20 protein-coding genes and 1 pseudogene are annotated in these 24,639 nt (G+C 38.0%); 7 read left to right on the forward strand and 14 right to left on the reverse strand.

Translation table 11 applies throughout. From position 1 onward, the window contains the following. Window positions 1–350 precede the first annotated feature (350 nt). From trxB to guaB, 7 genes are all read right to left on the reverse strand, one after another. Window positions 351–1,307 carry a thioredoxin-disulfide reductase gene (trxB, locus tag FFJ24_RS11645; RefSeq protein WP_138821660.1) on the reverse strand — a complete coding sequence of 319 codons (957 nt, stop codon included), beginning with the start codon at window positions 1,305–1,307 and terminating at the stop codon, window positions 351–353. A 286-nt stretch (window positions 1,308–1,593) separates the two neighbouring features. Further along, window positions 1,594–3,222, reverse strand: coding sequence for an acyl-CoA carboxylase subunit beta (locus tag FFJ24_RS11650; protein ID WP_138821661.1), 1,629 nt, complete (start codon window positions 3,220–3,222; stop codon window positions 1,594–1,596). 549 nt (window positions 3,223–3,771) lie between these two features. After that, window positions 3,772–4,311: a hypothetical protein gene (locus tag FFJ24_RS11655; RefSeq protein ID WP_138821662.1), complete on the reverse strand. Its 540-nt coding sequence runs from the start codon at window positions 4,309–4,311 to the stop codon at window positions 3,772–3,774. A 58-nt stretch (window positions 4,312–4,369) separates the two neighbouring features. Next, the gene (locus FFJ24_RS11660; protein ID WP_138821663.1) at window positions 4,370–4,831 is read right to left on the reverse strand and encodes a MaoC family dehydratase; all 462 of its coding nucleotides are present in this window, start codon (window positions 4,829–4,831) and stop codon (window positions 4,370–4,372) included. Window positions 4,832–5,026: 195 nt separating this feature from the next. Continuing rightward, window positions 5,027–5,620, reverse strand: a complete 594-nt coding sequence (locus FFJ24_RS11665) for a TIGR00730 family Rossman fold protein (protein ID WP_138821664.1) — start codon at window positions 5,618–5,620, stop codon at window positions 5,027–5,029. A 350-nt stretch (window positions 5,621–5,970) separates the two neighbouring features. After that, window positions 5,971–8,550 (reverse strand): TonB-dependent receptor, encoded by a 2,580-nt coding sequence (locus tag FFJ24_RS11670; RefSeq protein ID WP_138821665.1) that lies wholly within the window; start codon window positions 8,548–8,550, stop codon window positions 5,971–5,973. A gap of 379 nt (window positions 8,551–8,929) precedes the next feature. Then, on the reverse strand, window positions 8,930–10,399 hold the full coding sequence (gene guaB, locus FFJ24_RS11675; RefSeq protein ID WP_138821666.1) for an IMP dehydrogenase: 1,470 nt from the start codon (window positions 10,397–10,399) through the stop codon (window positions 8,930–8,932). Window positions 10,400–10,670: 271 nt separating this feature from the next. Here guaB and FFJ24_RS11680 point away from each other — a divergent pair, with 271 nt between their 5' ends. Beyond that, window positions 10,671–10,952 carry a pyrimidine/purine nucleoside phosphorylase gene (locus tag FFJ24_RS11680; protein WP_138821667.1) on the forward strand — a complete coding sequence of 94 codons (282 nt, stop codon included), beginning with the start codon at window positions 10,671–10,673 and terminating at the stop codon, window positions 10,950–10,952. Between the two features lie 118 nt (window positions 10,953–11,070). Here the strand turns inward: FFJ24_RS11680 and FFJ24_RS11685 are convergent, their stop codons facing one another. The 4 genes and pseudogenes from FFJ24_RS11685 to FFJ24_RS11700 form a co-directional block, all read right to left on the reverse strand. Further along, window positions 11,071–12,342 carry a pitrilysin family protein gene (locus FFJ24_RS11685; protein ID WP_138821668.1) on the reverse strand — a complete coding sequence of 424 codons (1,272 nt, stop codon included), beginning with the start codon at window positions 12,340–12,342 and terminating at the stop codon, window positions 11,071–11,073. Next, the gene (locus tag FFJ24_RS11690) at window positions 12,335–13,579 is read right to left on the reverse strand and encodes a pitrilysin family protein (protein WP_138821669.1); all 1,245 of its coding nucleotides are present in this window, start codon (window positions 13,577–13,579) and stop codon (window positions 12,335–12,337) included. The genes FFJ24_RS11685 and FFJ24_RS11690 overlap by 8 nt, the downstream gene beginning before the upstream one ends. A 121-nt stretch (window positions 13,580–13,700) precedes the next feature. Next, a pseudogene (locus tag FFJ24_RS11695) lies at window positions 13,701–14,044 on the reverse strand (DUF5615 family PIN-like protein). Window positions 14,045–14,058: 14 nt separating this feature from the next. After that, window positions 14,059–14,286, reverse strand: a complete 228-nt coding sequence (locus tag FFJ24_RS11700; protein WP_138821670.1) for a DUF433 domain-containing protein — start codon at window positions 14,284–14,286, stop codon at window positions 14,059–14,061. Window positions 14,287–14,418: 132 nt separating this feature from the next. On the opposite strand from FFJ24_RS11700, the gene FFJ24_RS11705 reads away from it, so the two are divergent. Beyond that, window positions 14,419–15,543 (forward strand): CofH family radical SAM protein, encoded by a 1,125-nt coding sequence (locus tag FFJ24_RS11705; RefSeq protein ID WP_138821671.1) that lies wholly within the window; start codon window positions 14,419–14,421, stop codon window positions 15,541–15,543. Window positions 15,544–15,705: 162 nt separating this feature from the next. Here the strand turns inward: FFJ24_RS11705 and FFJ24_RS11710 are convergent, their stop codons facing one another. Next, window positions 15,706–16,596 carry a ferritin-like domain-containing protein gene (locus FFJ24_RS11710; protein WP_138821672.1) on the reverse strand — a complete coding sequence of 297 codons (891 nt, stop codon included), beginning with the start codon at window positions 16,594–16,596 and terminating at the stop codon, window positions 15,706–15,708. 18 nt (window positions 16,597–16,614) lie between these two features. Then, the gene (locus FFJ24_RS11715) at window positions 16,615–17,352 is read right to left on the reverse strand and encodes a ferritin-like domain-containing protein (protein ID WP_138821673.1); all 738 of its coding nucleotides are present in this window, start codon (window positions 17,350–17,352) and stop codon (window positions 16,615–16,617) included. A 124-nt stretch (window positions 17,353–17,476) separates the two neighbouring features. Here FFJ24_RS11715 and FFJ24_RS11720 point away from each other — a divergent pair, with 124 nt between their 5' ends. The 5 genes from FFJ24_RS11720 (at window position 17,477) to FFJ24_RS11740 (ending at window position 23,542) form a co-directional block, all read left to right on the forward strand. Further along, entirely contained in the window at window positions 17,477–18,262 is a 786-nt protein-coding gene (locus FFJ24_RS11720; protein WP_138821674.1) for a LytTR family DNA-binding domain-containing protein, read from the forward strand. Then, window positions 18,252–21,254 carry a two-component regulator propeller domain-containing protein gene (locus FFJ24_RS11725; protein ID WP_138821675.1) on the forward strand — a complete coding sequence of 1,001 codons (3,003 nt, stop codon included), beginning with the start codon at window positions 18,252–18,254 and terminating at the stop codon, window positions 21,252–21,254. Before FFJ24_RS11720 ends, FFJ24_RS11725 begins: the two co-directional genes overlap by 11 nt. A 251-nt stretch (window positions 21,255–21,505) precedes the next feature. Beyond that, the gene (scpB, locus tag FFJ24_RS11730; RefSeq protein WP_138821676.1) at window positions 21,506–22,072 is read left to right on the forward strand and encodes an SMC-Scp complex subunit ScpB; all 567 of its coding nucleotides are present in this window, start codon (window positions 21,506–21,508) and stop codon (window positions 22,070–22,072) included. An 87-nt stretch (window positions 22,073–22,159) separates the two neighbouring features. Next, window positions 22,160–22,351: a hypothetical protein gene (locus tag FFJ24_RS11735; RefSeq protein ID WP_057935224.1), complete on the forward strand. Its 192-nt coding sequence runs from the start codon at window positions 22,160–22,162 to the stop codon at window positions 22,349–22,351. A gap of 72 nt (window positions 22,352–22,423) precedes the next feature. Further along, window positions 22,424–23,542, forward strand: a complete 1,119-nt coding sequence (locus tag FFJ24_RS11740) for a GNAT family N-acetyltransferase (protein WP_138821677.1) — start codon at window positions 22,424–22,426, stop codon at window positions 23,540–23,542. Between the two features lie 163 nt (window positions 23,543–23,705). Here FFJ24_RS11740 and FFJ24_RS11745 read toward each other — a convergent pair whose 3' ends face one another. Further along, window positions 23,706–24,635 carry an EamA family transporter gene (locus tag FFJ24_RS11745; RefSeq protein ID WP_210419508.1) on the reverse strand — a complete coding sequence of 310 codons (930 nt, stop codon included), beginning with the start codon at window positions 24,633–24,635 and terminating at the stop codon, window positions 23,706–23,708. Between the last annotated feature and the right edge of the window lie 4 nt (window positions 24,636–24,639).

Here is a 24,639-nt window from a genome sequence, read left to right on the forward strand (position 1 = left end):
GGGTTGCAGTTGCAGAAGAAACCATGGGCACTATGCTATTAAACCGCTAATAGCAGCAGGAAACTGTGTATTTTAACCTGATTGAAATGAAAAGCACGCAAGCGAGGTACGAGTGCGGACTTGTAATGAAAAGCAGGACGAACAATAAAAAGAACTCCTGCACTTGCTTTCTAAAAAAATGGAGGTTTTATAAAATAAGATTTGCTTTAACAGATCTCCCGACTGCGTTTCACCCGATGGCTATCGGGTTCGCTCGAGATGACGATTGGCGTGATCGAGATGATGGCCATATATAAAAAAAAGAGAAACCTTTGCTGATTTCTCCCTTTCAAAATATTTTCAAATTATTCTTAAGCTTCTACCGGATGTTCTTTAGCGGCCAGATACCTTTCGGCATCAAGAGCAGCCATACAACCAGAACCCGCAGCAGTTACTGCCTGACGGTAATACATATCCTGCACATCGCCGCAGGCAAAAACGCCTTCGATATTGGTTAAGGTAGAACCTGGTTTAGTGGTTAAATAACCGGTTTCATCCATATCTAACTGGCCTTTAAAAATATCGGTGTTAGGTTTATGACCAATAGCCACGAAGAACCCTTCTACGGCAATATCAGATTCGACACCTGTTTTGTTATTTAAAACTTTAACTGCAGTTACATTTTTGCCGTTACCTAGAATCTCTTGGGTTTCAGTATTGTAATGAACCACAATATTTGGTGTTGTCAATACGCGGCTTACCATTGCTTTAGAAGCTCTAAACTCATCTCTACGCACCAATAAGTGCACAGTTTTACAAAGTTTTGCTAAATAAGTTGCTTCTTCAGCTGCAGTATCCCCAGCACCTACAATGGCAACATCCTGACCTTTAAAAAAGAAACCATCGCATACTGCACATGCCGAAACACCAAAACCATTGTATTGCTGCTCGCTTGGTAAACCCAACCATTTGGCAGTTGCACCCGTAGCAATAATTACAGTATCAGCTGTAATGGTTTTAATTTCGTCAACCACTACTTTATGAGGAGTTGAAGAGAAGTCTACCGAACTTACATAACCGAAACGGATATCGGTGCCAAAACGCTCTGCCTGCTTGCGGAAATCTTCCATCATTTCTGGTCCCATAATTCCTTGCGGGTAACCCGGGAAATTTTCTACATCCGTAGTTTGCGTAAGCTGTCCGCCAGCTTGCATACCGGTATACATTATTGGTTTTAAATCAGCTCTGGCAGCATAAATTGCAGCAGTATAACCTGCAGGGCCAGAACCTATAATTAAACACTGAACGTGCTCGTTTTCTTGTGACATTATATAGTATGTTTGAAATTCATTAATCGTAGCACAAATTTAATGCTTTAAATAATTGTTAACAAGTTTACATTGTCAACATAGTTTACTTATTAACAGCAAAGGGCAGGGAGCATGGTGTAAAGCGTTTGAGTAAAGCGGATTGCGTTTGGTGTTAAGCTCATGTGTATTCGGGTGGCTTAGGTGGTAAAAAAATAAACACACAACTCTTCGTGGTGTCAGATATTTCTATCTGACACTCATTTATAAATCTGTCAGATGTTACCATCTGACAGCACTTATGCCACTAAGTTTGTATTATACCTACATTAAACTTCTTCGTAATCGGCGATTGATTGGCCGCCTCAATCCCCATCGAAATTACCTTCCTGGTTTCCAAAGGATCGATTATCCCATCTACCCAAAGCCTGGCTGCCGCATAATAAGGCGTGGTTTGGCTATTGTATTTATCGGTAATTTCTTTTAATAACTCAGCTTCTTTTTCAGGCGTAATCACCTCTCCTTTTGCTTTTAAAGAGGCTTGTTGAATCTGCAATAATGTTTTTGCGGCCTGTGAGCCACCCATTACGGCAATTTTTGCTGTTGGCCAGGCATAAATCAAACGTGGATCGTAAGCTTTACCACACATGGCATAATTACCGGCACCGTAAGAGTTGCCCAAAACAATAGTAAACTTTGGTACAACAGAATTAGCCACGGCATTTACCATTTTTGCACCATCTTTTATAATGCCACCATGTTCTGATCTGCTACCCACCATAAAACCAGTAACATCCTGTAAAAATACCAGTGGAATTTTCTTCTGGTTACAGTTCATGATAAACCGCGAGGCTTTATCGGCACTATCCGAATAAATTACACCACCAAACTGCATCTCCCCTTTTTTCGATTTTACCACTTTACGCTGGTTAACCACAATACCTACCGCCCAGCCATCGATACGGCCCAGACCGCAGATAATGCTCTGACCATAACCTTTTTTATATTCTTCAAATTCGGATCCATCAACCAAACGGTTAATTACGTCCATCATTTCGTAAGGTTTATCCCTGTTCTCAGGGAAAATGCCATATAGTTCTTCTTCTTTTTCTTTCGGTTTAACAGCAGCAATGCGATCGAAACCGGCATTTTCTGGTGCGCCCAGCATGCTCATGATATTTTTAATGCTATCTAAACAGGCCTGATCGTTAGGGTGTTTATAATCGGTAACACCTGATATTTCGCAATGTGTGGTTGCCCCACCCAATGTTTCATTATCCACTTCTTCGCCGATGGCTGATTTTACAAGATAAGAGCCTGCTAAAAATACAGAACCGGTTTTATCAACAATCATAGCTTCATCACTCATAATGGGCAAATAAGCACCACCCGCTACGCAAGCCCCCATAATGGCCGAAATCTGTACAATTCCTTCAGACGACATGATGGCATTATTGCGAAACATCCTTCCAAAGTGTTCTTTATCTGGGAAAATCTCATCCTGCATGGGCAGGTATACTCCGGCACTATCTACCAAATAAATTACTGGCAAACGGTTTTCCATGGCGATTTCCTGCGCACGGAGATTCTTTTTAGCAGTCATCGGGAACCATGCCCCAGCTTTCACAGTAGCATCGTTTGCAACAATCATACACTGTCTTCCGCTAACATAACCTATGCCGCATACTACTCCTGCAGATGGACATCCGCCCTGTGCGGCATACATGCCATCCGCAGTAAAGGCACCGACCTCCAAAAAGTCAGAATCTTTATCGATTAAATAAGCAATCCTTTCACGGGCCAACAGCTTACCTTTTTCTTTTTGCTTAGCGGCATTCTTTTCGCCTCCACCAAGATGGATCTTTTTGAGTTTGGTTTTCAGTTCGTAAACCAACTGTTTATTGACATCCTCGTTTTTATTGAATTCGATATTCATGGAGGCAATTTAGATTTAATTTTAGAAAAACAGCATTGACCAAATCGGTTTCTGGTCTACAGGAAGGTTTAACCGCAAATAGCAATGTTTTTTTAATACCAAGAGTTATTTTAACCGCAAAGTACACAAAAGATAGCCGCAAAGTGCGCTAAGTATTTTAACCACAGAGATCAAAGAAAAGGCACAGAGGACATAGCATTGAGATTGAATAAAATCACCATGTTTTCAGGGCATCCGCAGCTTTTTTTAACCGCAAAGTACGCAAAGGATAGTCGCAAAGAGCGCTAAGTGTTTTTACCACAAAGATTTTGCAGAGAAAAAACAGAGGACATAGAGTTGAGATTAGGTGAAATATCAGGGTATCCGTGGCTTTCATAACTGCAAAGTACGCGAAGGATAGCCGCAAAGCGCGATAAGTATTTTAACCACAGAGATCAAAGAAAAGGCACAGAGGGTATAGCGTAATTAATAAGGAGTTTGTTTAACCGCGAAAATGTAGAGGTTGTTAAAAAAACGCCAATCGCATAACGCCGGGCGCCTATCTCTTGGCTAGTTTTGATAAACAACTCCGTCAATCTTTATTTTTTGATACTTTTCTGCCCAGCCTTTACCTTTGATATATTTTACTTCAGATGGATGCCCTTTTAAATTGGGATGATAAATAGGATCGAATGAAAAGGTCATTTCCTGATCTGATTTTTGAACCACAGTTACTTCATTGTCGTTTTCATCCTTTTCACCTGTGGTAAAGAATCTCTCTCCTATTTTGACATTAAAATCGGCACGGATATAGGTTTTAGCCGGACTATCGGGGTAACTTTCCACTAATCTGTTCCGTTCATCGATCCGCAGATAAACCGTGCTGCTTGCATCGCCACCAACCAGGGAATAAAATTGGTAAAAAAGTTTTTTGTTGATCCTTACGGTGTCTTTAATCTCGGTATAAGATTGAGCATTCATATACCATAAATTGCCGATCTGCATGGGTAAAAATGAATCGGCCGCTGCATTTTCTACTTTCTTTTTCTGACAGGAAAGGATAAACAGACTAACTAAAATTAAACTAAGCGATGTGCTGATCTTTTTCATAAGTATAATTACTTTTATTAATAACATTAAAAATCAGCTACATGCTACAGCATTATAACTAACTAATAAAGTGGTACAAGAAAACTACTTCTCCGTTAAAAGCAGGTTTTTTCTGGTCTTCAATTTCCATTTCGATAGCCATATTTACCTTTGTTACGCCACGTAAGTTAATAATTGAAGCCAATTTAGCTTTTAACCTTACTTTACTATTTACGGTAACCGCTTGTGCAAACCTTAAACTTTCAATACCATAATTGATCTCCATTTTCAGATTCTGGATATCAACAATTTCTTTCCATAAATAAGGAATTAAAGATAAGGTTAAATAACCATGTGCAATCGTTGCTTTAAACGGCCCTTCGTTTTGTGCCCGTTCTTCATCAACGTGGATCCATTGATGGTCTAATGTAGCATCGGCAAATTTGTTGATCTGTTCTTGTGTAATGGTGTGCCATGAAGAAACGCCTAATTCCTTGCCAAGGTATTGTTCAAATTCTGCGTGGGAGGTGATGATTTGCATTTTTAATATATTTTTTAATGCGCCAGGCGTTTTGCGGATGGCGGGTTATTGATGATATGTTAAGATTGTATTCGTTTTAGCCTTGGGTTGATGGTTAATGGTCTTATAGCTCATAGTCCACAACTGGCCTATTAACTATTGACCAACAGCAATGAACTATTGACTATCAGCCATGAGCAACTGGCTATACCGCAGTTAACTCAAATTCCTTTCCCTAAACCAAACTTCATCAGGAACGGCAGAAAAATCGTCCATCTTATTGATTAAAATTTCTGCATTGGCTTCGTTAAAAACAAGATCGCGGTTGGCAGGTTTCAAAAATTTACTCTGCACCATCATTTCCATCTGTGCAAATAACGGATCGTAAAAACCATTTACGTTTAAAACACCAATTGGCTTATTGTGCAGGCCAAGCTGTAACCAGGTAAGCACTTCAAAAAATTCTTCGAGTGTTCCAAAACCGCCGGGTAAAATTACAAATCCATCGCTTAAATCGGCCATTTTCTGTTTTCTCTGGTGCATATTTTCAGTCACGATCATTTCGGTTACCCCTTTATGTCCAACTTCTTTATCCATTAAAAACTGTGGAATGATACCGGTAACCAACCCCCCAAGTTCCAGTACATCGTTGGCCAAAACACCCATCACACCAACACTACCACCACCGTAAACCAATTTAATCTGCTGTTTCACCAAAGTTTCTGCCAACTGTTTTATTGCATGACGCAATTGTACATCGCCGTTAAAGTTTGAGCCACAATACACACAAACCGAATTAAGCTTATTCATTTAGTCTAAAATTTACCGAAGTTAAGATTTTATCGGCTTTCTATAAATTTTAATTCTGCACAAAGCTGTTACAGGACTTATTACTCATGAAACCAGCGAGGTTAATCGCATTATTTATCTTTCCAGGAACCACCGACTTTGTTAAATAAACCTGATAGAACGGAAAGCCCGGAGCGAAGCGAGGACTTGGAGGGATAGCAGGACTGACGCTAAAATGAAATTCTGTCTTTGCTTTTCAAAATAGTATAAACCACCTGAGGACATTTAAGTTTTTTTCCAGTATAAAAAAAGGAGCGGCATTACACCACTCCTTCTAACCAAATATAAGAGAGAAAAGATTAATTTAAATATTAGAAAGCATAACGGATGGTTGCGCCATAAGTCCTTGGATCGCCAAGTACGCCTGCATATAAACCTGAGTTACCTGCTGCAGCCTGTAACTGCTCGTAATAGTTTTTATTTGCAATGTTTCTGCTCCAAACAAATAAGGAGAACTTATCCGATTTGAAACCTAACCTTGCATTAAATAAGGCATAACCTTTAACATTTAAAACGCTTGATGGTGTAGGGTTTGAAGAATATTCGGAACGGTAACTGGCATCACCGGCAATAAAATACCTGCCTTCTCTGGTAGACAGCTTACCTGCAGTACTCAGTTCCGTACCACCAGAAATATTCCATTTTGATACACCTGGCAACCTACCACCTGATGCATCTTTAAACGCAACCTGGGTAGCTACCCCATTTACCAGTTCGGTATGCCCTGTTTCTTCTAATGGAAGAGGTGCATTGGTGAATTTCACATATTTACCATCCAGATAAGCCAAAGCAGCATTTAAGGTTAAAAACCTTTCCAACTGATAAGTTCCGTCTATTTCCAGTCCTTTTACTCTTACTTTTTCAGCATTTGCTAAATAGCCCCTATTTACGCCTAATTGTGGCGATTGAACATTGGTCTGGTAATCTTTGATATCAGAATTAAATAAACTAAGATTTACAATTGCACCTTTAAAAGGTTTTGTTTTAGCACCTAGCTCGTAATGCTGAACATATTCTGGTTTTACCACAGCTACTGATAAATCAGCAGTTCCTGTTGAAGTAGTTGGCAAACCTCCTACGTTAACACCAACTGGTTTGTAAGCAGTAGAGAAAGTTCCATATACATTTAAGTTATGTGTTGGACGGTACGATACAGTAAAGTTACCTGATAAATTGTTGTTATCTACCTTGGTTGTAAACTGCTGATTGGCATATACTGCCGCTTTAAGTGCCAATAATGTAGCATCGGTAGTTTGTAAACCACCATAAGTTACCCTATCATAATCAACATCTTTTTTATCATAAGTATACCTTAATCCTGGTAGTACGTGTAGGTTCTTTAAAACTTCCCAATCTACCTGTGCAAAAACAGCAGCACTTATCGATTTAATCGTGGAGTTTGTTTTAATCCCGAAGCCATCTAACAGGCCAGGGGTTGAATATAAGGCCTGGCTACCGGTATTACTGGTTTGCACAAATCTCCATTGATCTTTACCCACTTCTTCTGTTTGTGCCAGTCCTTTTAAATTCTGACCCAATAGATACACACCAATTACACCACTTAATTTATCGGTAATATTTCCTGCATACCTAATTTCCTGCGAGTATTGATCGTGACGTGAAGTACCCTGCGATTTAGTTAATGCAGCTAGCTCAGAGAAATCCCTGTCGTTTGTAGGATCCCAGTTCCAGAATCTCCAGGCAGTGGTTGAAGTAAGCGTTCCGTTACCGATTTTATAATCTATGTTCAAAGAGATACCACCGATCGATTGGTTATGCCTCCAGGGGGTATTGGTATTGATTTCTCTTGAAAAAGGATCGATTTTTGGTTGTTGATAGCCTAAATCAGATACAATTCTGGCATACTGGCGGTAAGCACTTCTTTCAGTTGTAGTTACACCTGCAATTACCAATGGATAACCTGCAGGATGCTGGATGCTCACATCGCCACTTAACAATACCTGTAATTTATCGGAAGGCGTGTAATACAACTGACTTTTAAAACCAAGGTTGTTTTGTCCGCTGTATCTGCGCTCTTCCCTGGTGTTCCATATAGTACCATCACGCTGCGTACCCGAAATAGAGATTTTTGCAGCAAGATCTTTTGCAAGAGCACCAGAAACTGAAGTTTTGGCCTGGATAAAATTATAATTACCCACACTCAATTCTACTTTTGCACTTGGCGTTAAAGTTGGTTTGCTTGTAGTAATGTTAAATGCACCGGCAGTTGTGTTTTTACCAAATAACGTACCTTGTGGGCCGCGAAGGATTTCGATCTGCTCAATATCAAGAAAATCGGTAGAGGTTGCAGCCGGACGGGCATGATACACGCCATCTACGTAAAAACCCACTCCCGGATCGATACCATCGTTGGTTAAACCAAAGGTTGAGCCTAAGCCCCGGATGTTAAGTGTTGTATTTCTGGCATTGGAGGCATATAACTGTACCGATGGAACCAATTCTTTTAAACGGTTAACATTAAATGCACCAGCGTTTTCTGCAGCACGGCCACCGATAACGGTAATTGGAATAGGCACATCCTGCAAAACCTCCGAACGTCTGCGTGAAGTTACCACGATTTCATCTAAAAGGGCACTTTCTACCAAAACCAGTTCGATTGGTGTATCCTGGTATTTTAAGATCTGAAAATCCTGTGGTTTATAACCTACCGAACTCACCTGAAGGTAAAATGGCGGTTCTTGTTTAGCATCAATTTTGAAAGCACCATTATCATCAGCACTCACAGTAATATTGGTGCCCCTAACTTTTATGGTTGCGCGTGGTACCGGCTCACCACTAGACTTTTTTATTATACCTGTTATTGGACTCTGGGCAAAAGCAATGCCTGCTAAAAGCAAAAATGAGAAGAGGAAAAGTAAACTTTTGTTCATGATTATGTTGATAGTTTGTTTAAATGCTGTTGATTAATGACCTGTTGGAAAGTATCCAATTAATGTTTTAGAATGGCTACAACAACAATACGAGCGCGTTTTTTGAATTGTTTTCATAATTATTATATAAATCCTATAGATTTAGTCGACAAATATATTAAAAAATATTAACTGCCAAATTTTATTTTGTGATTTTTAATAATATTGGACTTAGACCTCGCAGATTTTAAAAAACTATAAGGTCCGATAACCGAAAACCTGCGAGGTTTGAATCAAATAAAAACGGGGCTATCGTAAACCGATGCCCCGTTTTATTTTTATTTGGAAAGATTGGGTAAATACCTTCAACCTTCTCCCCTCTTACCTTCTGCCTTAAACCCTATCTGGTATAATTAGGTGCTTCTTTGGTAATCGTAATATCGTGTGGATGACTTTCGCGCATACCTGCTGCAGTAATCTGTACAAACTGTGCTTCTTGTAGAGCTTCGATATTGGCTGCTCCACAGTAGCCCATACTTGCACGTAAACCACCAATATACTGGTACATTACTTCTGCCAGGGTACCTTTAAACGGCACGCGACCAACAATACCTTCAGGAACCAGCTTTTTGATATCATCTTCAACATCCTGGAAATAGCGGTCTTTAGAACCTTGCTCCATGGCTTCGATCGATCCCATACCACGGTAAGATTTAAATTTACGTCCTTCGTAGATAATGGTTTCACCTGGTGACTCTTCCACTCCTGCAAATAACGAACCTGCCATTACGGTACTTGCGCCAGATGCAATCGCCTTAGCAATATCACCAGTATGTTTAATACCACCATCAGCAATAACTGGTACACCAGTGCCTTTTAATGCTTTAGCACATTCGTAAACAGCGTATAATTGAGGAACCCCAACACCGGCAATAATCCTGGTGGTACAAATAGAACCTGGACCAATACCCACTTTAACAGCATCAGCACCAGCATCAGCCAGGAATTTAGCAGCGGCACCAGTAGCAATATTACCAACAATAACCTGTAAATCAGGATATTTAGCTTTTACTTCTTTTAATTTATCAACTACTCCTTTCGAGTGACCGTGAGCGGTATCGATGGTAATTACATCAACTCCGGCTGCAACCAAGGCATCAACCCTTTCAATGGTATCGGCAGTTACGCCAACAGCAGCACCTACACGTAAACGGCCACGCTCATCTTTACAGGCAACAGGATAATTTTTAACTTTCGAAATATCTTTAAATGTGATTAAACCGCTTAGGTAACCGTCTTTACTTACTACCGGAAGTTTCTCGATTTTGTGGTTCTGAAGAATCTCTTCAGCCTGTACTAAAGTAGTACCCTCTGGTGCAATAATTAAATTATCTTTTGTCATCACCTCAGAAATCGGCCGCTTCATGTCTTTCTGAAAACGTAAATCCCTGTTTGTAATAATACCAACCAATTTATTGTCGCTACTTACCACCGGGATACCACCAATCCTGTGCTCTTTCATAATTTTGAAAGCATCAGCAACAACAGCCGTTTCCAATAAAGTAACCGGATCCTGGATCATACCGCTTTCAGAGCGTTTTACTTTACGTACCTCAGCAGCTTGTCTGTCTATAGTCATGTTTTTGTGCAACATCCCGATACCACCATTTTGTGCAATTGCAATGGCAAGCTCAGCCTCTGTTACGGTATCCATTGCGGCAGAAATCAATGGAACATTAAGTTTGATTTTTTTTGTTAAAAATGTTGATGTATTTACTTCACGCGGCAGAATTTCGGAATATGCGGGTACTAATAGTACATCATCGTACGTTAAACCTGTGGCAATAAATTTAGTGGAATCGAGTTGCATAGCAAATAAATTAGGATTTATTATTTGCCAGGCAAAGATACGAAAATTGAATGAAAATAAAAGCGTAAAAATAAAAATGCTTAAATATTGAGCTTGGCTGACAATTGGTAAAAAATTATTCTAATTAAACTATGATAACTTATTAAAGGAATGTTATAACTTTTACCGAACAATAATCAGAATAAATGTTTTATTATTGAGTAAATCAAAAAGACAACACATTGCTAAAATATACAAGAAATGATTTTAGCAAAAACTCAAATTATAAATTATGATTACCGAAAACCAATATTTTGATGGCAATGTAAAATCCTTGGGTTATGAAACCACCGATGGAAAATCGACCGTTGGCATTATCAATCCGGGAGAATATACCTTTGGTACTGCTCAAAAAGAAATTATGCATGTTATGGAGGGCGAATTAGAAGCCTTACTTCCTGAAGCAATAGAATGGCAAAGTTTTAAAGCAGGAAGTAAATTCGAAGTTCCTGCAAATTCATCTTTCAAAGTAAAAATGACTGTACAAACGGCATATTTATGTCAATATAGGTAAATTTAAAAAATCGTCATCTCGACTGGAACGCAGTGGAATGGAGAGATCTATTTAGATAGATTTCTCGACTTCGTTATACTCCGCTCGAAATGACGATCTCTAAAGACTTAATTTACACTTACTTCTTACCAATCACTACTTCAGTGAAGTTCTCTGTATTAAGGTATTTATTAGCTAAAGCCAACAACTCTTCGGCGCTAACGGTCTTCACTTTTTCGATGTACCTGGTATAATAATCGTAATCCAGTCCCGAAAAATAAATATTCTTGAATTTATCGGCGTGCGAAAACACATTTTCTAAACTACCCAACATCGAACCCAACATATAATTACGAACCAGGCTCAACTCCTCTTCCCCTATCAGTTCATTTTTTAAAAGCTCTATTTCTTTGTAAATTTCGGTTAAAGCCGCAGCGCAAACATCTGCACCTACTTCTGTCGAAATAAACAGATAACCAGCTTGCTGCAATGAAGAAATGCCGGAGCCAATGCCATAAGTATAACCTTTATCCTCACGGATATTGTTCATCAAACGCGAACCAAAATAGCCGCCTAAAACGGTGTTTAAAATCTGTAGTCCCGAAAAATCTTTATGTTTACGGTTAATGGCCAGCTGACCAATCCTGATAGCAGATTGTAAAGCTTCTGGTTTTTCGGTGTAAATATTCTGTTTTGCAGTTGCAGCAAAATCAAAACTGTTTTTTACCGCATCACTCTTTTCCCAACCTTTGCCAAAGGTATCGTTAAGCAGATTAAAACTTGCCTCATCAAACTTTCCGGAAACAATAATGGTGCAATTGTTTGGGGCATAAGCTGCTTTAAAATATTCGATCAGGTCTTCACGTTTTAATGCATCATAATGTTCAGCCTGTATATTTACACCATAAGCGGTATCACCAAATAAAGCGTGTGCAAACTCTTTTCTCGCCAGTATATCGTTTTTCTTGAGGTTTACCTGTAGTTTTTGTTTCTGATTTTGGATGTAAATATCAAGTTCCTGCTGTGGAAACTGACTTTCTGATAAAACATCTTTTACAATCGGTAAAACCGACTTTAGATGTTTATTTAATGTATAAAGTGTAACTGATGATTGGTCCTGAACGTATTCCGTTTGAAAAAACGCCCCATAAAAATCAATCTGCTCCGCTATTTCCTTTGAAGTTAATTTATTCGTCCCATTGTTGATCAAAGCACTTACTGCAATGGCCTGTAATGGTTTTTCAAGTTTCCAGTTTACGTTTTCGAAAATAAATTCGATGCGCACTAAATCCTGTTCTCCGGAATAAATAGTAAAAACGGGAACTCCATTATCCAGTGCTTTTTTTTCAGGCTGGATAAAATTTATAGTTGATACCTGCTTAAAATCAGGCGCCTGTTGTCTGTTAAGCATTTTCTTCAGTTAAATAGTATAAAGTTGAGCATGAAGTTTGACTAAAAGTTTCCTTTGAAATACGTTGAATATCGTTTGCTGTAACTTTTAAAAATGCTTCGGTTTCCTGGTTCAATAAAGCGGCATCGCCCAATAATTCATAATAGGCCAGGTTCATTGCTTTATCCAAAAGGCTCATTTCCGAAAAAACAAGTACCGATTCTACCTTGTTTTTTACTTTGGTTAATTCCGCATCCGAAACAAGTTCTGCCTTAAGTTTATCCAGTTCTACCCAGATTGCCTTTTCGGCTGTTTCAATTGTAACACCTTCAACCAGTTTACCTTCAACAATAAACAAACCTGGATCTAAACTACTTGAAATATAAGCGTTGATATCACTAAAAAGCTGTTGTTCTTTTAACAAACTATTGTATAAACGAGAAGATTGTCCACGCGATAAAATATCAGATAGCAAATCAAAAGCGTAATAGTCCTGATTTAAACGTCCTGGCATTTTAAAAGCCATATAAATCGCGTTAAGCGGTACATTTGCCTTCACGGTTTCTGCTCTGGCTTGAGTCTGTGGCTCTTCCTGAACCAAATCGCGTACATATTTCTCACCAGCAGGAATCGGCTCAAACCATTTTTCGGCCAGTTTTTTTACATCTTCGGTTTTCACATTTCCGCCAACAACCAAAATTGCATTTTGTGGCGTATAATGTTTTTTGAAAAATGCTTTTACATCATCCATGGTGGCATTTTCGATGTGCGAAAGCTCTTTACCGATCGTTGCCCAGCGATAAGAATGCTTTTTATAGGCCAGGGGGCGCAATTTTAACCATACATCGCCATAAGGTTGGTTAAGGTACCGTTGCTTAAATTCCTCGCTTACTACATTCCTTTGCGTATCTAAACTTTTTTCAGAAAAAGCTAAACTTAACATCCGGTCGCTTTCCAGCCAAAATGCAGTTTCGATGTTCTCGGCCGGAAGGGTAATGTAATAATTGGTAATATCATTACTCGTAAACGCGTTGTTTTCACCTCCTACCCTTTGCAAAGGCTCATCGTAACTTGGAATATTAACCGACCCACCGAACATTAAATGTTCAAATAAATGTGCAAAACCGGTTTTGTTCGGGTCCTCATCGCGGGCACCCACATCATATAAAATATTTAAAACTGCCATCGGGGTTGTAGCATCTTCATGTACTAGGACCTTTAACCCATTGGCCAGTGTAAAACGATTAAAATCTACCATATCTAATTTTAGAACCGTAAAGATATTGTTTTAGGTTAGAATCAGATATGTAAATTAGAATACATAATAAAAAAGAGTCTAAATAGAAAAAACCAGAAGATAATATTACTGATTGCAATGTTTAAAGCGGCAAGATCCGAACACGCTCTTTTTGTTCATCAATAATAATTAGCGCACCTTTTTTCAAAACATCATTATACTTTTTGAATATAGGAATAATTAAAGATTCAAGGTGTATAACAGTAACATTCTGCGTACGAACCTGAATTACACTTGGGGATTCGGCTTTAGAGAGTGCCAGTGCAGTACCAAAATCTAAATCTTGTGTAAAACAATATAGCCATTTTCTCTGGCCCAATTCATTAAGATTATATCTGGCGCATTAAAAGCACCAATTTTTGTCCAATGTATAGCTTGTATGTTATGTTTATCAAAAACCTGTTCCCATTCCGGCGACAGATTCATATCAATCAATATTTTCAAACCGCAACAGGAACTTCGATTTCTTCTGAACGCCAGGAAGCATAAGATAGCGCCTGAAGAAGATCTTCCTCTTCAAGATAAGGATATTGATTTATAATTTCTACAGCTGATAAACCTGAAGCATATAATCCTATAATGGTACCAACTGTTACCCTTAATCCGCGGATGCAAGGTTTGCCACCCATTTGATCAGGGTTTAGGGTAATTCTATCTAAATGTTTCATAATTGTTATGCTTATTTCGAATATAATTAAAATGTACCAACTTATATACAAATCAATTGTTGGCAGATTGTTAAATTAAAGTTTTGTTACAACTTTCAACATCCAAAAGCCCACTTTTATTTACATTTGTATATGCAAACTGCAGAATTATTAAAACGTGCCTTAAATTTCGAGTTCCTCTCTCAAGAAGAAGGCGTATATCTATACCATCATGCCGATACAGCATCTTTGATGTTTGTGGCCAATGAGTTAAGAAAAATTCAAGTACCCAGTGGTAAAGTAACTTGGCAGATCGACCGCAATGTAAACACCACCAACGTTTGTATTGCAAATTGTAAATTCTGTAATTTCTTTCGCAGGCCCGGTCATGATGAAAGTTATATTACCGACATTGAGACCTACAAAGTTAAGATTGAAGAAACTTTCCGTCTGGGAGGCGATCAATTGTTATTGCAAGGTGGCCACCACCCCGATTTGGGTCTGGCCTTTTATGCCGATCTGTTCAAAAAATTAAAGGAATTATATCCTGATCTAAAACTTCACGCTTTAGGTCCGCCGGAAATTGCCCATGTAGCCAAGTTAGAAGGCATGACGCACACTGAAGTATTAAAAGTACTAAAAGAAGCTGGAATGGATTCTTTACCCGGTGCTGGTGCCGAAATTTTAAACGACCGTGTAAGGCGTTTAATCTCTAAAGGTAAATGCGGCGGACAAGAATGGCTTGATGTGATGCGCGCCTGTCACCAATTAGATATCACTACCTCTGCAACCATGATGTTCGGCCATGTAGAAACCATAGAAGAACGTTTTGAACACCTCGTATGGATCCGTCAGGTACAAAGCGAGAAACCAGCAAATGCTAATGGATTTTTGGCCTTTATTCCATGGCCTTTCCAGGACGATGGTACTTTATTAAAAAGACTCCGCGGCATCAGCAACACCGTAACTGCCGATGAATATATTCGTATGATTGCCTTGAGCCGCATCATGTTGCCAAATATCAAAAATATCCAGGCGAGCTGGTTAACCGTTGGAAAAACAACTGCTCAACTTTGCCTTCATGCAGGTGCAAACGATTTTGGATCGATCATGATTGAGGAAAACGTAGTATCTGCCGCTGGTGCACCTCACCGTTTTACAGCAAATGGTATCCAGCAATCAATTAAAGCTGCAGGTTTTGAACCTCAGTTACGCGGACAAAAATATAACTATAGAGATCTACCTGAGCATTTAGAAGAACAGGTGATTACGTATTAAGGTATGTAAAATGGAAGATGTGGGATGGATGAGGGAAGATGTATTTTTCTACTCATCAATCCTATAAATCGTGATCAAAAAAGGGAAGTAAAACCAAGTTCTACCTCCCTACCTTAAACTAAACATTACCTATTTAATAATGTTAATATGTTGGCTTATCAACTATAACTTTTTACCGTCCCTTAAGAATAAGTTGGCAATGGTAACTACACTTGCTTTATCTAAAGGCTCATCAAAACTTTCTACTGCAATAGCTTTTGTAATACCTGCATTACTTCCAATTCCTACAATATTTGCACCAGCTTGTACAGTTAAATCTTCACCAGCATAAACAGCATCTACCTGTGGAACTCCAGAATCATTTGCCTGCCCTGAAGCACCAAGGCTAACCCATGGTTTATATACTGCAGTACCAGCTGCTGTGCGCATTTGACGGATATGTGAAGCATGGCGTGCCTCAACCGAATGGATCTGTAAAGCGGTTTGCAATATACCTGGACTAACCAATAAATTTCCTGCCTGACCTTTGTAAGCCCTAACTCCAGTGTCTTCAAAACCTTGTGCTACAGCTAAAAAAGTACCATAATCAGAATATACGGTAGAAAATGTTCCGCCTGCTCTAAAATCAGTATCTGCATAAGCGATAGGCGCGCGAGCCGAACTTCCCAAAGCTCCTATCAATAAATCAACGTGCGCTTTTTCATGATCACGGATGGTAGTAATGGCTGCCTGGCTGGCTGCATTAGGAAAATTAAAAGTAACATCGGTTACCGATGATCCTGGAGTTTTACCTACAATACAGTGATTATAAAAATGGTATTCTAAATATTCTAATGACAATGCAAAATTTAATACATCAACAACCGCTGATGGTAGTGTAGATTGTCCGTACGCTTTCTGAAACATTGAACCTAAAGCCAGCGGCATTGCTGCTAATGAAATTTTCTTTCCAATGTTGAAAAAGCTTTTCATCGCGGCCCTTCTTGGGTTTAAACGCTCATAAACCTCACCATCAACTTTTTCAATTTCTTCTAATATATTTACGATATTCATGATTTCTAATTTAAAGTTTTAAAGATTGATTACACTAATTTTGGTTTTGATGTATTTCTGAGCAGCAGCCAAAACTTTATCGGGGGTAAGCGCTGCATCTAATCCCGCTGAATTATTGGCACCCAATGAAGCAAGACTATTAAGGTCTGCAAACGATCCGTTTGAGATGAGATCTCTAACATAAGCAGCATGACGGGCCTCAACTGAAACAATTTTACCTGCTAATAATAAAAAATTGCCATCTTTAAGTCTTGGTCCGGCACCATTATAAGCAGCAACACCTAAATCTTCGAAAGCCATAGCGGCACCTAGAACGCTTGCTTCGCTGGTAAAATCAATTGATGAGAAATCTACCTGCAAACTGCCGATTGCAGATGTGGTTAGGGCTGCTTTAAAAAACTCTCTGTGTGCAATCTCGTGAAACTGAATATCCTGAAAATATGCTTTTTTTGCAGCAGCATTGGACCCTGTGAATTGGGTGTTACTATTAGCCACCTGAATATAAAATGCAGCTTCTAATTGCTCCAGGGCATAAGCATAATTCAATACACCTATATCATTTTTAAAATCCAATGTAACACCTCCGTTCATTGTTGGATTTTCATAACCGCGATCTTTTTTACAACCAGCAGCTACTAAAGCAATACCGGCTGCACCTGCGCCTGCGTACTGAAGAAAAGATCTTCTGCCCACAGTTTTGTCAAACAAACTTTTTTCCTGAAGTTCATTTTTTGTTTCTAGTTCATTGTTTTTCATAGTCATCTATGTTTAATGGTTTTGAATACGTTTGATGATACATACGTGACAATTTGTACACTGGTTTTTTCGATTTGCATTTTTTTTTATAAGACCATTTTAATACATTCACCAACCTATAGCTATGACTACATTAAAAGCCATTATTGTTGACGATGAGGAGTTTGCCCGCTCATCGTTATTTTTTTTGTTGCAACAGAACTGCCCCCAGGTAGAAATTACCGGCATTGCAAGATCTGTTGCCGAGGCAAAAGACATTTTAGCACATCATCCCATTGATCTGATTTTTCTGGATATTGCTATGCCTGGAGGCAATGGCTTTGAATTGATTCCTGATGCACAAAAACACAATGCTGCCGTTATATTTACCACGGCCTACGATCAATATGCGCTAAAAGCAATAAAGGCAAATGCGCTCGATTACTTGTTAAAGCCAATTGATATTGATGAGCTTAAAATAGCTGTAGACAAAGTTTTCCAACACATCAAATTATTTAAAAGCCAGAATGAAAATGATGAAAGAATTAATAATCTGGCTTCCAGTTTAAGTTCGAGATCAGAAATCAAGAAACTTACCCTTCCTTATGGTCAGGGTTTTAAAATGATTGATATTGATGATATTATCTACATTGAAGCAGATAGTAATTATTCTATTGTGCACTTAAACAAACATGAAAAAATAACCGTTTCTAAAGTTTTAAGGGAGTTTGAAGAACTACTGCCAACCGATCAGTTTGTCAGGATCCACAAATCAAGCATCATTAACCTTAACCACTTAAAGGAATATAATTCTAAAAACGGACTACAGGTTTTCCTTAAAAACGGCGAAAGTATCAACATTTCGAGAAGACGGGCAAGCGATTTTTTTGAAAAAATAAAATTATTTACCAAAGCAAACAGTGATCATTAAACCACGCATAAAAACAGTTTTATTTGAAAAGGCAATACTGAAGTTAAACTTTGGCTGCTCTTTTATTGCTTTTTTATTTGGGATCATTCTATTTAGCACGCCGGCAACACTACTTGCACAAACTACCTATCTTCCACATTATACTTCCAAAAATGGTTTAGCCAGCAATAACTGTTATTACATTTTACAGGATAAAAAGGGTTTTATCTGGATTGCGACAGATAATGGATTGAGCCGTTTTGATGGAACAAATTTTCAGAATTTCACCATAGAAGATGGGCTTCCGGATACGCAGATTCTTCAGATGAAAGAAGATAAAGAGGGACGGCTATGGTTTTTTGCATTGAACGGCCAGTTGAGCTATTTAAAAGAAGGAAAGTTTTACAACCAGGATAACGATGAATTGCTAAAAAAGCTAAACTTTAATACGGTAATTGTTTCCTTTTTAGTAGATAAATCAGGGCGGATCTGGCTTGGGACTAATGCCAACCTGATTGTTTGCTGGGATGGAAAAAACATCAAAAAATACATTTCTCCAAATCAAAATGATAAGTTTATCAATGCCTTTATCCATGAGGATGAGCAAGGTAAAATACTAGCATACAGCGACTTAAGTGTACAGGAATTTAATGGAAAAACTTTTTCCATAATCAGGTCAAAAGTGCAGCCCCTTTCTTACATGACTGCTGCAAATAGCAGTCACAGATCTTTATTTTATTTAGATAATGGAGGATTAAAACAATATAGGCACGGAAGCATCAACGATCTCATCCCCATTCCACAGAACCTGATCAAAAACATGTCGGGCTATTTCTATTACGATGTTGCCAATAAGGAGGTTTGGCTATCAAATGCCAACGGTGCTTTTGCCCTTGATAAAAACGGAAAAACTGTTCAATATCTTCAAGATATTGCCGTAAACCAGGTGATTAAAGATAATAATCAAAATATATGGTTTGCTACCAATCAGGGAATTTACATGCTTCCTAATGCGAATAACCGGTTATCGATTATTGATGCAGAATCTGGTCTCAGCAGTAATGTAATCAAAAGCATTACCAAAGATGGAAAAAACCGCTTGTGGCTGGGCACCGATGATGCTGTAATCGACGTACTAACCATCAACAATTATCAGGTTGATGAAATCGGGTTAGACGATTTTAAGAAATACAAAACGATTAAACAGATTACTTTCGACCCAAAAGACCAATCTATATATTTTGCATCCGATTATGGAATGGGTGTTTTCAAAAATATCTACAACAACAGTAATGAAGTAAGCTATTTAAAGGAATCGAATAACTCAATGTTCGTAATTAAACACTTTAGCGTGGGGGAAAACAACAATCATCTTGCGCTGGCCCTATCATCAGGCGTTGTTTTCTTATCGGACAGAAGAAATAAATTCGAATTTAACGCGGCTAAATACCGCGAAAAAGAAGATTTTTTTAAAGATAGATCTTACCATGTTTTTTACGATCGCGAAGGCAGTTTATGGTTTTCGAATATTAATGGACTTTCTCAATTTTCCAGAGGCAAACTAATTAAACACTACGAAAATCATCCCTTACTTACCAAAAGGATAAACGACATTCAGCAACTCCCTGATGGCACATTGATTTTGGCTACTGATGGTTATGGTTTAATTTTTTATAAGAACAACCAGATTACCAGACAGATTACACAAAAAGATGGTTTAACTAATAATGTATGCACCAAAATATTTGTAAAAAACAACGAAATATGGGTGCTAACAAATAAAGGCGTCAACAAAATAGCGGATTATCCTAACCAGCCCAATGTTGCAAATTTCGATTATGGCAAAGACCTGTTGAGCGACGATATCAACAGTTTATTTATCGACGACAGTACAGCATATTTCGCCACCAACAAAGGTTTGATTTTATTCAAATACAACAACAAAAATATCATTAAAAACCTACCTAAAGTTTATGTTACCTCTATCATTAAAGATAACGAACGTTTACCAGTCGATCAGGGCAATTTCACTTTCGAAACCGGCAATAATACCATTTTATTTACTTTTAGTGCAGTTGATTTTACCACCAGCGATATTACCTACCGTTACCGTTTAAATGAAAATTCGCCATGGATAGAAACAAGGACCAGACGGCTGGATTTCTCTTCATTACAATCCGGCGATTATGTTTTTGAGGTGAGTGCCAAAAGTCAGAATGGCAACTGGGGCGAATCGGCAAAAATATCTTTCACCATTAAAAAACATTTCTGGCAAAGCTTATGGTTTTTATCTATTTTAATATTGCTGGTAGCATATATCTTTTATAAAGTAGCCGTTTACATCACCCGTAAACAAAAAGATAAAGAGCAGGAACAATTACTACTCAAAAATAAAGTATTAATGCTTGAGCAGCAGGCTTTACAAGCCATGATGAATCCGCATTTCGTATTTAACGTAATGAATTCCATCCAGCATTATATTAATACGCAAAATACAGCCTCTGCAAATAAAGTTTTAACGGGGTTTGCCCGCTTGATCAGAAAAAACCTCGAAATCTGTACAAAAAGTTATATTTCGTTAGAAGAAGAACTAGAATACTTAAATCTTTATCTCAAACTGGAGAAAAACCGTTTTGGGGATAAACTGGAATATATTTTTAATATCGACGAAGACATCGACCGGGAAGAAACCTTTATCCCCTCTATGCTGTTACAGCCTTATGTAGAAAATGCGATATGGCATGGCATTATGCCAAAAGAAACTGGTGGCGAAATCCAGATCAATATTAAACTGATGGATGAATTCTATCTAAATATTGAAATTATTGATGATGGGATTGGAATAGATAACTCTTTACGGGATAAAAAGGAAACACATATTAGTAAAGGTATGCAGTTAACCAAAGAAAGATTGCACCTTTTAGGTCAGATTGGAGCAAAACCTATACATTTAAATGTGAAGCAAAATACTACAAATGGTACAATAGTATCTATTTCTATACCACTAAAATAGAAAATTTACCGTTTACTCAATTATTAATACCACTCACTAAATAGAATCTGAATCGAACCTTGTTTAGCCTTAAACTTGTCTTAGAAATAAACGATAGTGTTTATCAAAGACGTTCTTATAGAATTGATATAGATATTTAATAACCTAACCTAAAACTATATCTTAATTCAGGTTTCATTTGTGTGTTGAAAGCGGTCTTGTTTTTAAAAGCGAGACCGCTTTTTTTATGCCCAAAAATTCTATTTTTGTATATGCCCAACCACACCATCACCAGGCACATCGAAGCCCTTGTATTTTCTTCCAGCCAAAGCATAGGTACACAAGAAATTATACTTGCCCTAAATGCAGTTTTCAATGAAGAATTTACCGAAGCACAGGTATTCGAAAGCATAGAACAGATTGAGGGAAAATATAGTCACGATGATTTCGCCATCGAACTGGTATTTTTAAACAACGGTTATCAGTTTCTCACCAAAAAAGATTACCACGAAACCGTTAACCAACTGCAGTTACATCGCTCGAAGAAAAAACTTAGTCAGGCTGCCATGGAAACACTGGCCATTATTGCTTATCGCCAACCCATTACGAAACTTGAAATTGAACAGATCAGAGGGGTAAATTCGGATTATTCAGTACAACGCCTGCTGGAAAAAGAGCTGATCAGTATCGATGGAAAAGCAGAAACTCCTGGCAGGCCCATCCTTTACAGCACCAGTACATTATTTATGGATTATTTTGGTTTAAATAACCTAAACCAACTTCCGCAGTTAAAAGATATCGTTAAAGAGGAAAATACTGTGGGAGAAAATGTGGAATAAATAAATTAATTTATTTATTCACAGGTTGTTATTAAAAAAAGTTTTTTTGTATTTTTAAACTATAAAAGCAATTTTTATTTTTGTGTTATGAAAGCGCCAAAGAAACTACCAACTAAGCCAACTACCAAGAAACAGGTAGATGAAGATGATGATCTTGAAGATGACGATATTCAAACAACCAAAAAGAAGCCTCAAGATGATGACGATGATGATTTTGATATGCCATTAGATGATCTTGATAATTTCGATAATTTCGACGATGACGACGACGATTATTAATATTTAATATATATATATTTGAAAAAGCATCCGCCCGCTTGGTAGGATGCTTTTTAATTTTAAAATCTGCCCATGCAAGTTATATCCGTAAGCAATTTATCATTAAAAAAAGACTTTCTAGATACGCCCAAAATTCTATATAAAAACGATAAAAACTGGATCTGTCCGTTGGATAGTGAAGTTGAAAATGTTTTTAATCCTGAAAAAAACACTTTTTTTGCGCATGGAAAATGTACACGTTGGGTTTTAAAAGACAATAACGGAAAACTGATTGGCCGTGTAGCAGCCTTTATCAATGAAAAAAAAGCATACCACTATGACCAGCCAACGGGCGGAATGGGTTTCTTTGAATGCATTGATGATGAAAAAGCTGCCTTTCTTTTATTCGATACAGCCAAAAACTGGTTAACTGAAAATGGCATGAAAGCCATGGACGGTCCGATTAATTTTGGCGAAAATGATAGCTTCTGGGGCCTGCTGGTTGAAGGCTTCACTCCGCCATCATTCGGCATGAACTATAATTTCCCCTATTATCAAAAGTTTTTCGAAAAATATGGTTTTGCTACCGAATACGAACAGTTAACCAATCACATCAATCTTACCATTCCTTTCCCTGAACGTTTTACCAAAATTGCCAACTGGGTAAGAAATAAACCGGGTTATACTTTCGAGTATTTCAGCAAGGCCAATTCCAGCAAATATATTAACGATTTGATGGAAATTTATAACGACGGCTGGCAGGATTTTGAAAATTTTGTTCCTATTAAAAAGGAAACCCTGGAAGAAAGTTTCAAAAGTATGGAGCCGATTATGGATGAGCATTTGATCCAGTTTGCATACTTTAATGGCGAACCAGCATCTTTTGTGGTATTGATTCCGGATGCCAACCAGATGATTAAAGGTTTTAATGGTAAATTGGGTTTAATTGAAAAATTAAAATTTGCTTACCGTCGCTGGGTGGGCGTTACACGTATGCGGGCCATTGTAATGGGTACTAAACCTAAATTTCAAAAGCACGGTTTAGAATCGGTACTTTTTATCCGCTTAGGTGAATATGTGTTGCCTAAAAACCAATATAAAGAACTCGAATTGAGCTGGGTAGGTGATTTTAATGAACAAATGATCGCTATCCATAAAGCTACCGGCGCAACTTTTGGCAAAAAACACTTAACGATGCGTAAAGTATTTTAAACTACTGATAAGCCAAGGTTCGTGTCTCCACGAACCTTTTTTTAGATTTTGCCACAGATTCACTGAAAACACAGAAGAATTCAACTTCAAGCTTCTTTATTTTTTACTTTACAGATTTCTCCATTCCGTTGCACTACAGTCGAAATGACGTTTAAGTTATAAACTACACACTTTTATACTTCGGAAGATTAATCAGCAGTACACTTCCCAAAATTATTACCAGTCCGATCACCTGCGTAAGGCCAATTACCTCATTAGTAAAGGTTAAACTCAACAATACAGCAACTACTGGGTTTACATAAGCATAAGTACTCACCTGTGTAGCCGGACGTACTTTAAGCAACCACACATAAGCACTGAATGCTGCAATGGAACCGAATAAGATCAGGTAAATAATGGATAGCCACGCATCCAGTGATATACTACCCCAATCCAATAATTTAAATTCTGATTTCACGAATGCTCCTGGTAAAAAAGCCAAACTGGCCATCAACATCTGCCACCCCGTATTAACAGAAACCGAACTACCTGTAGTAGGATGATATTTAGAATAAAGCGATCCCCCTGCCCATGCTATTGGTCCAAAAACCAGCAGCACCATGCCAATAATCTGTAAGTTACTTTGAGGTTTATCAAGCGCCAGCCTAATCTGATCTCCAAACAAGAGTACAACCCCTAAAAATCCGATAATTAAACCTGAAACGATATATTTATTGCTCAGATTTTCTTTCCAGTGTGATTTATCGAGAATCACAAACCATATTGCTGCCGAAGCTACCATAATAGCCACTAAACCGCTTGGTATAAATTGTTCTACCCAGATTACGATTCCATTACCTAAACCAAGCATTAAAATGCCGCTTATTGTAGCAATTTTGATGGTTCTCTTATTAAAAATATCCTCTCCCTTTATTTTACACCAGCTTAACATTAAAACTCCCGCGATGGAAAAACGAACTGTTCCCAGGATGAACGGCGGAAAACCGGCCAAGGCCTTTTGAATGAAAAAATAAGTAGACCCCCAAACAATATATACGATAGCAAAAGCCAGGTAAACCATTACCGGAGATGCCGTTTTATTTAAATTTGTCATGGTT

Source organism: Pedobacter sp. KBS0701 (assembly GCF_005938645.2).
GTDB lineage: Bacteria > Bacteroidota > Bacteroidia > Sphingobacteriales > Sphingobacteriaceae > Pedobacter.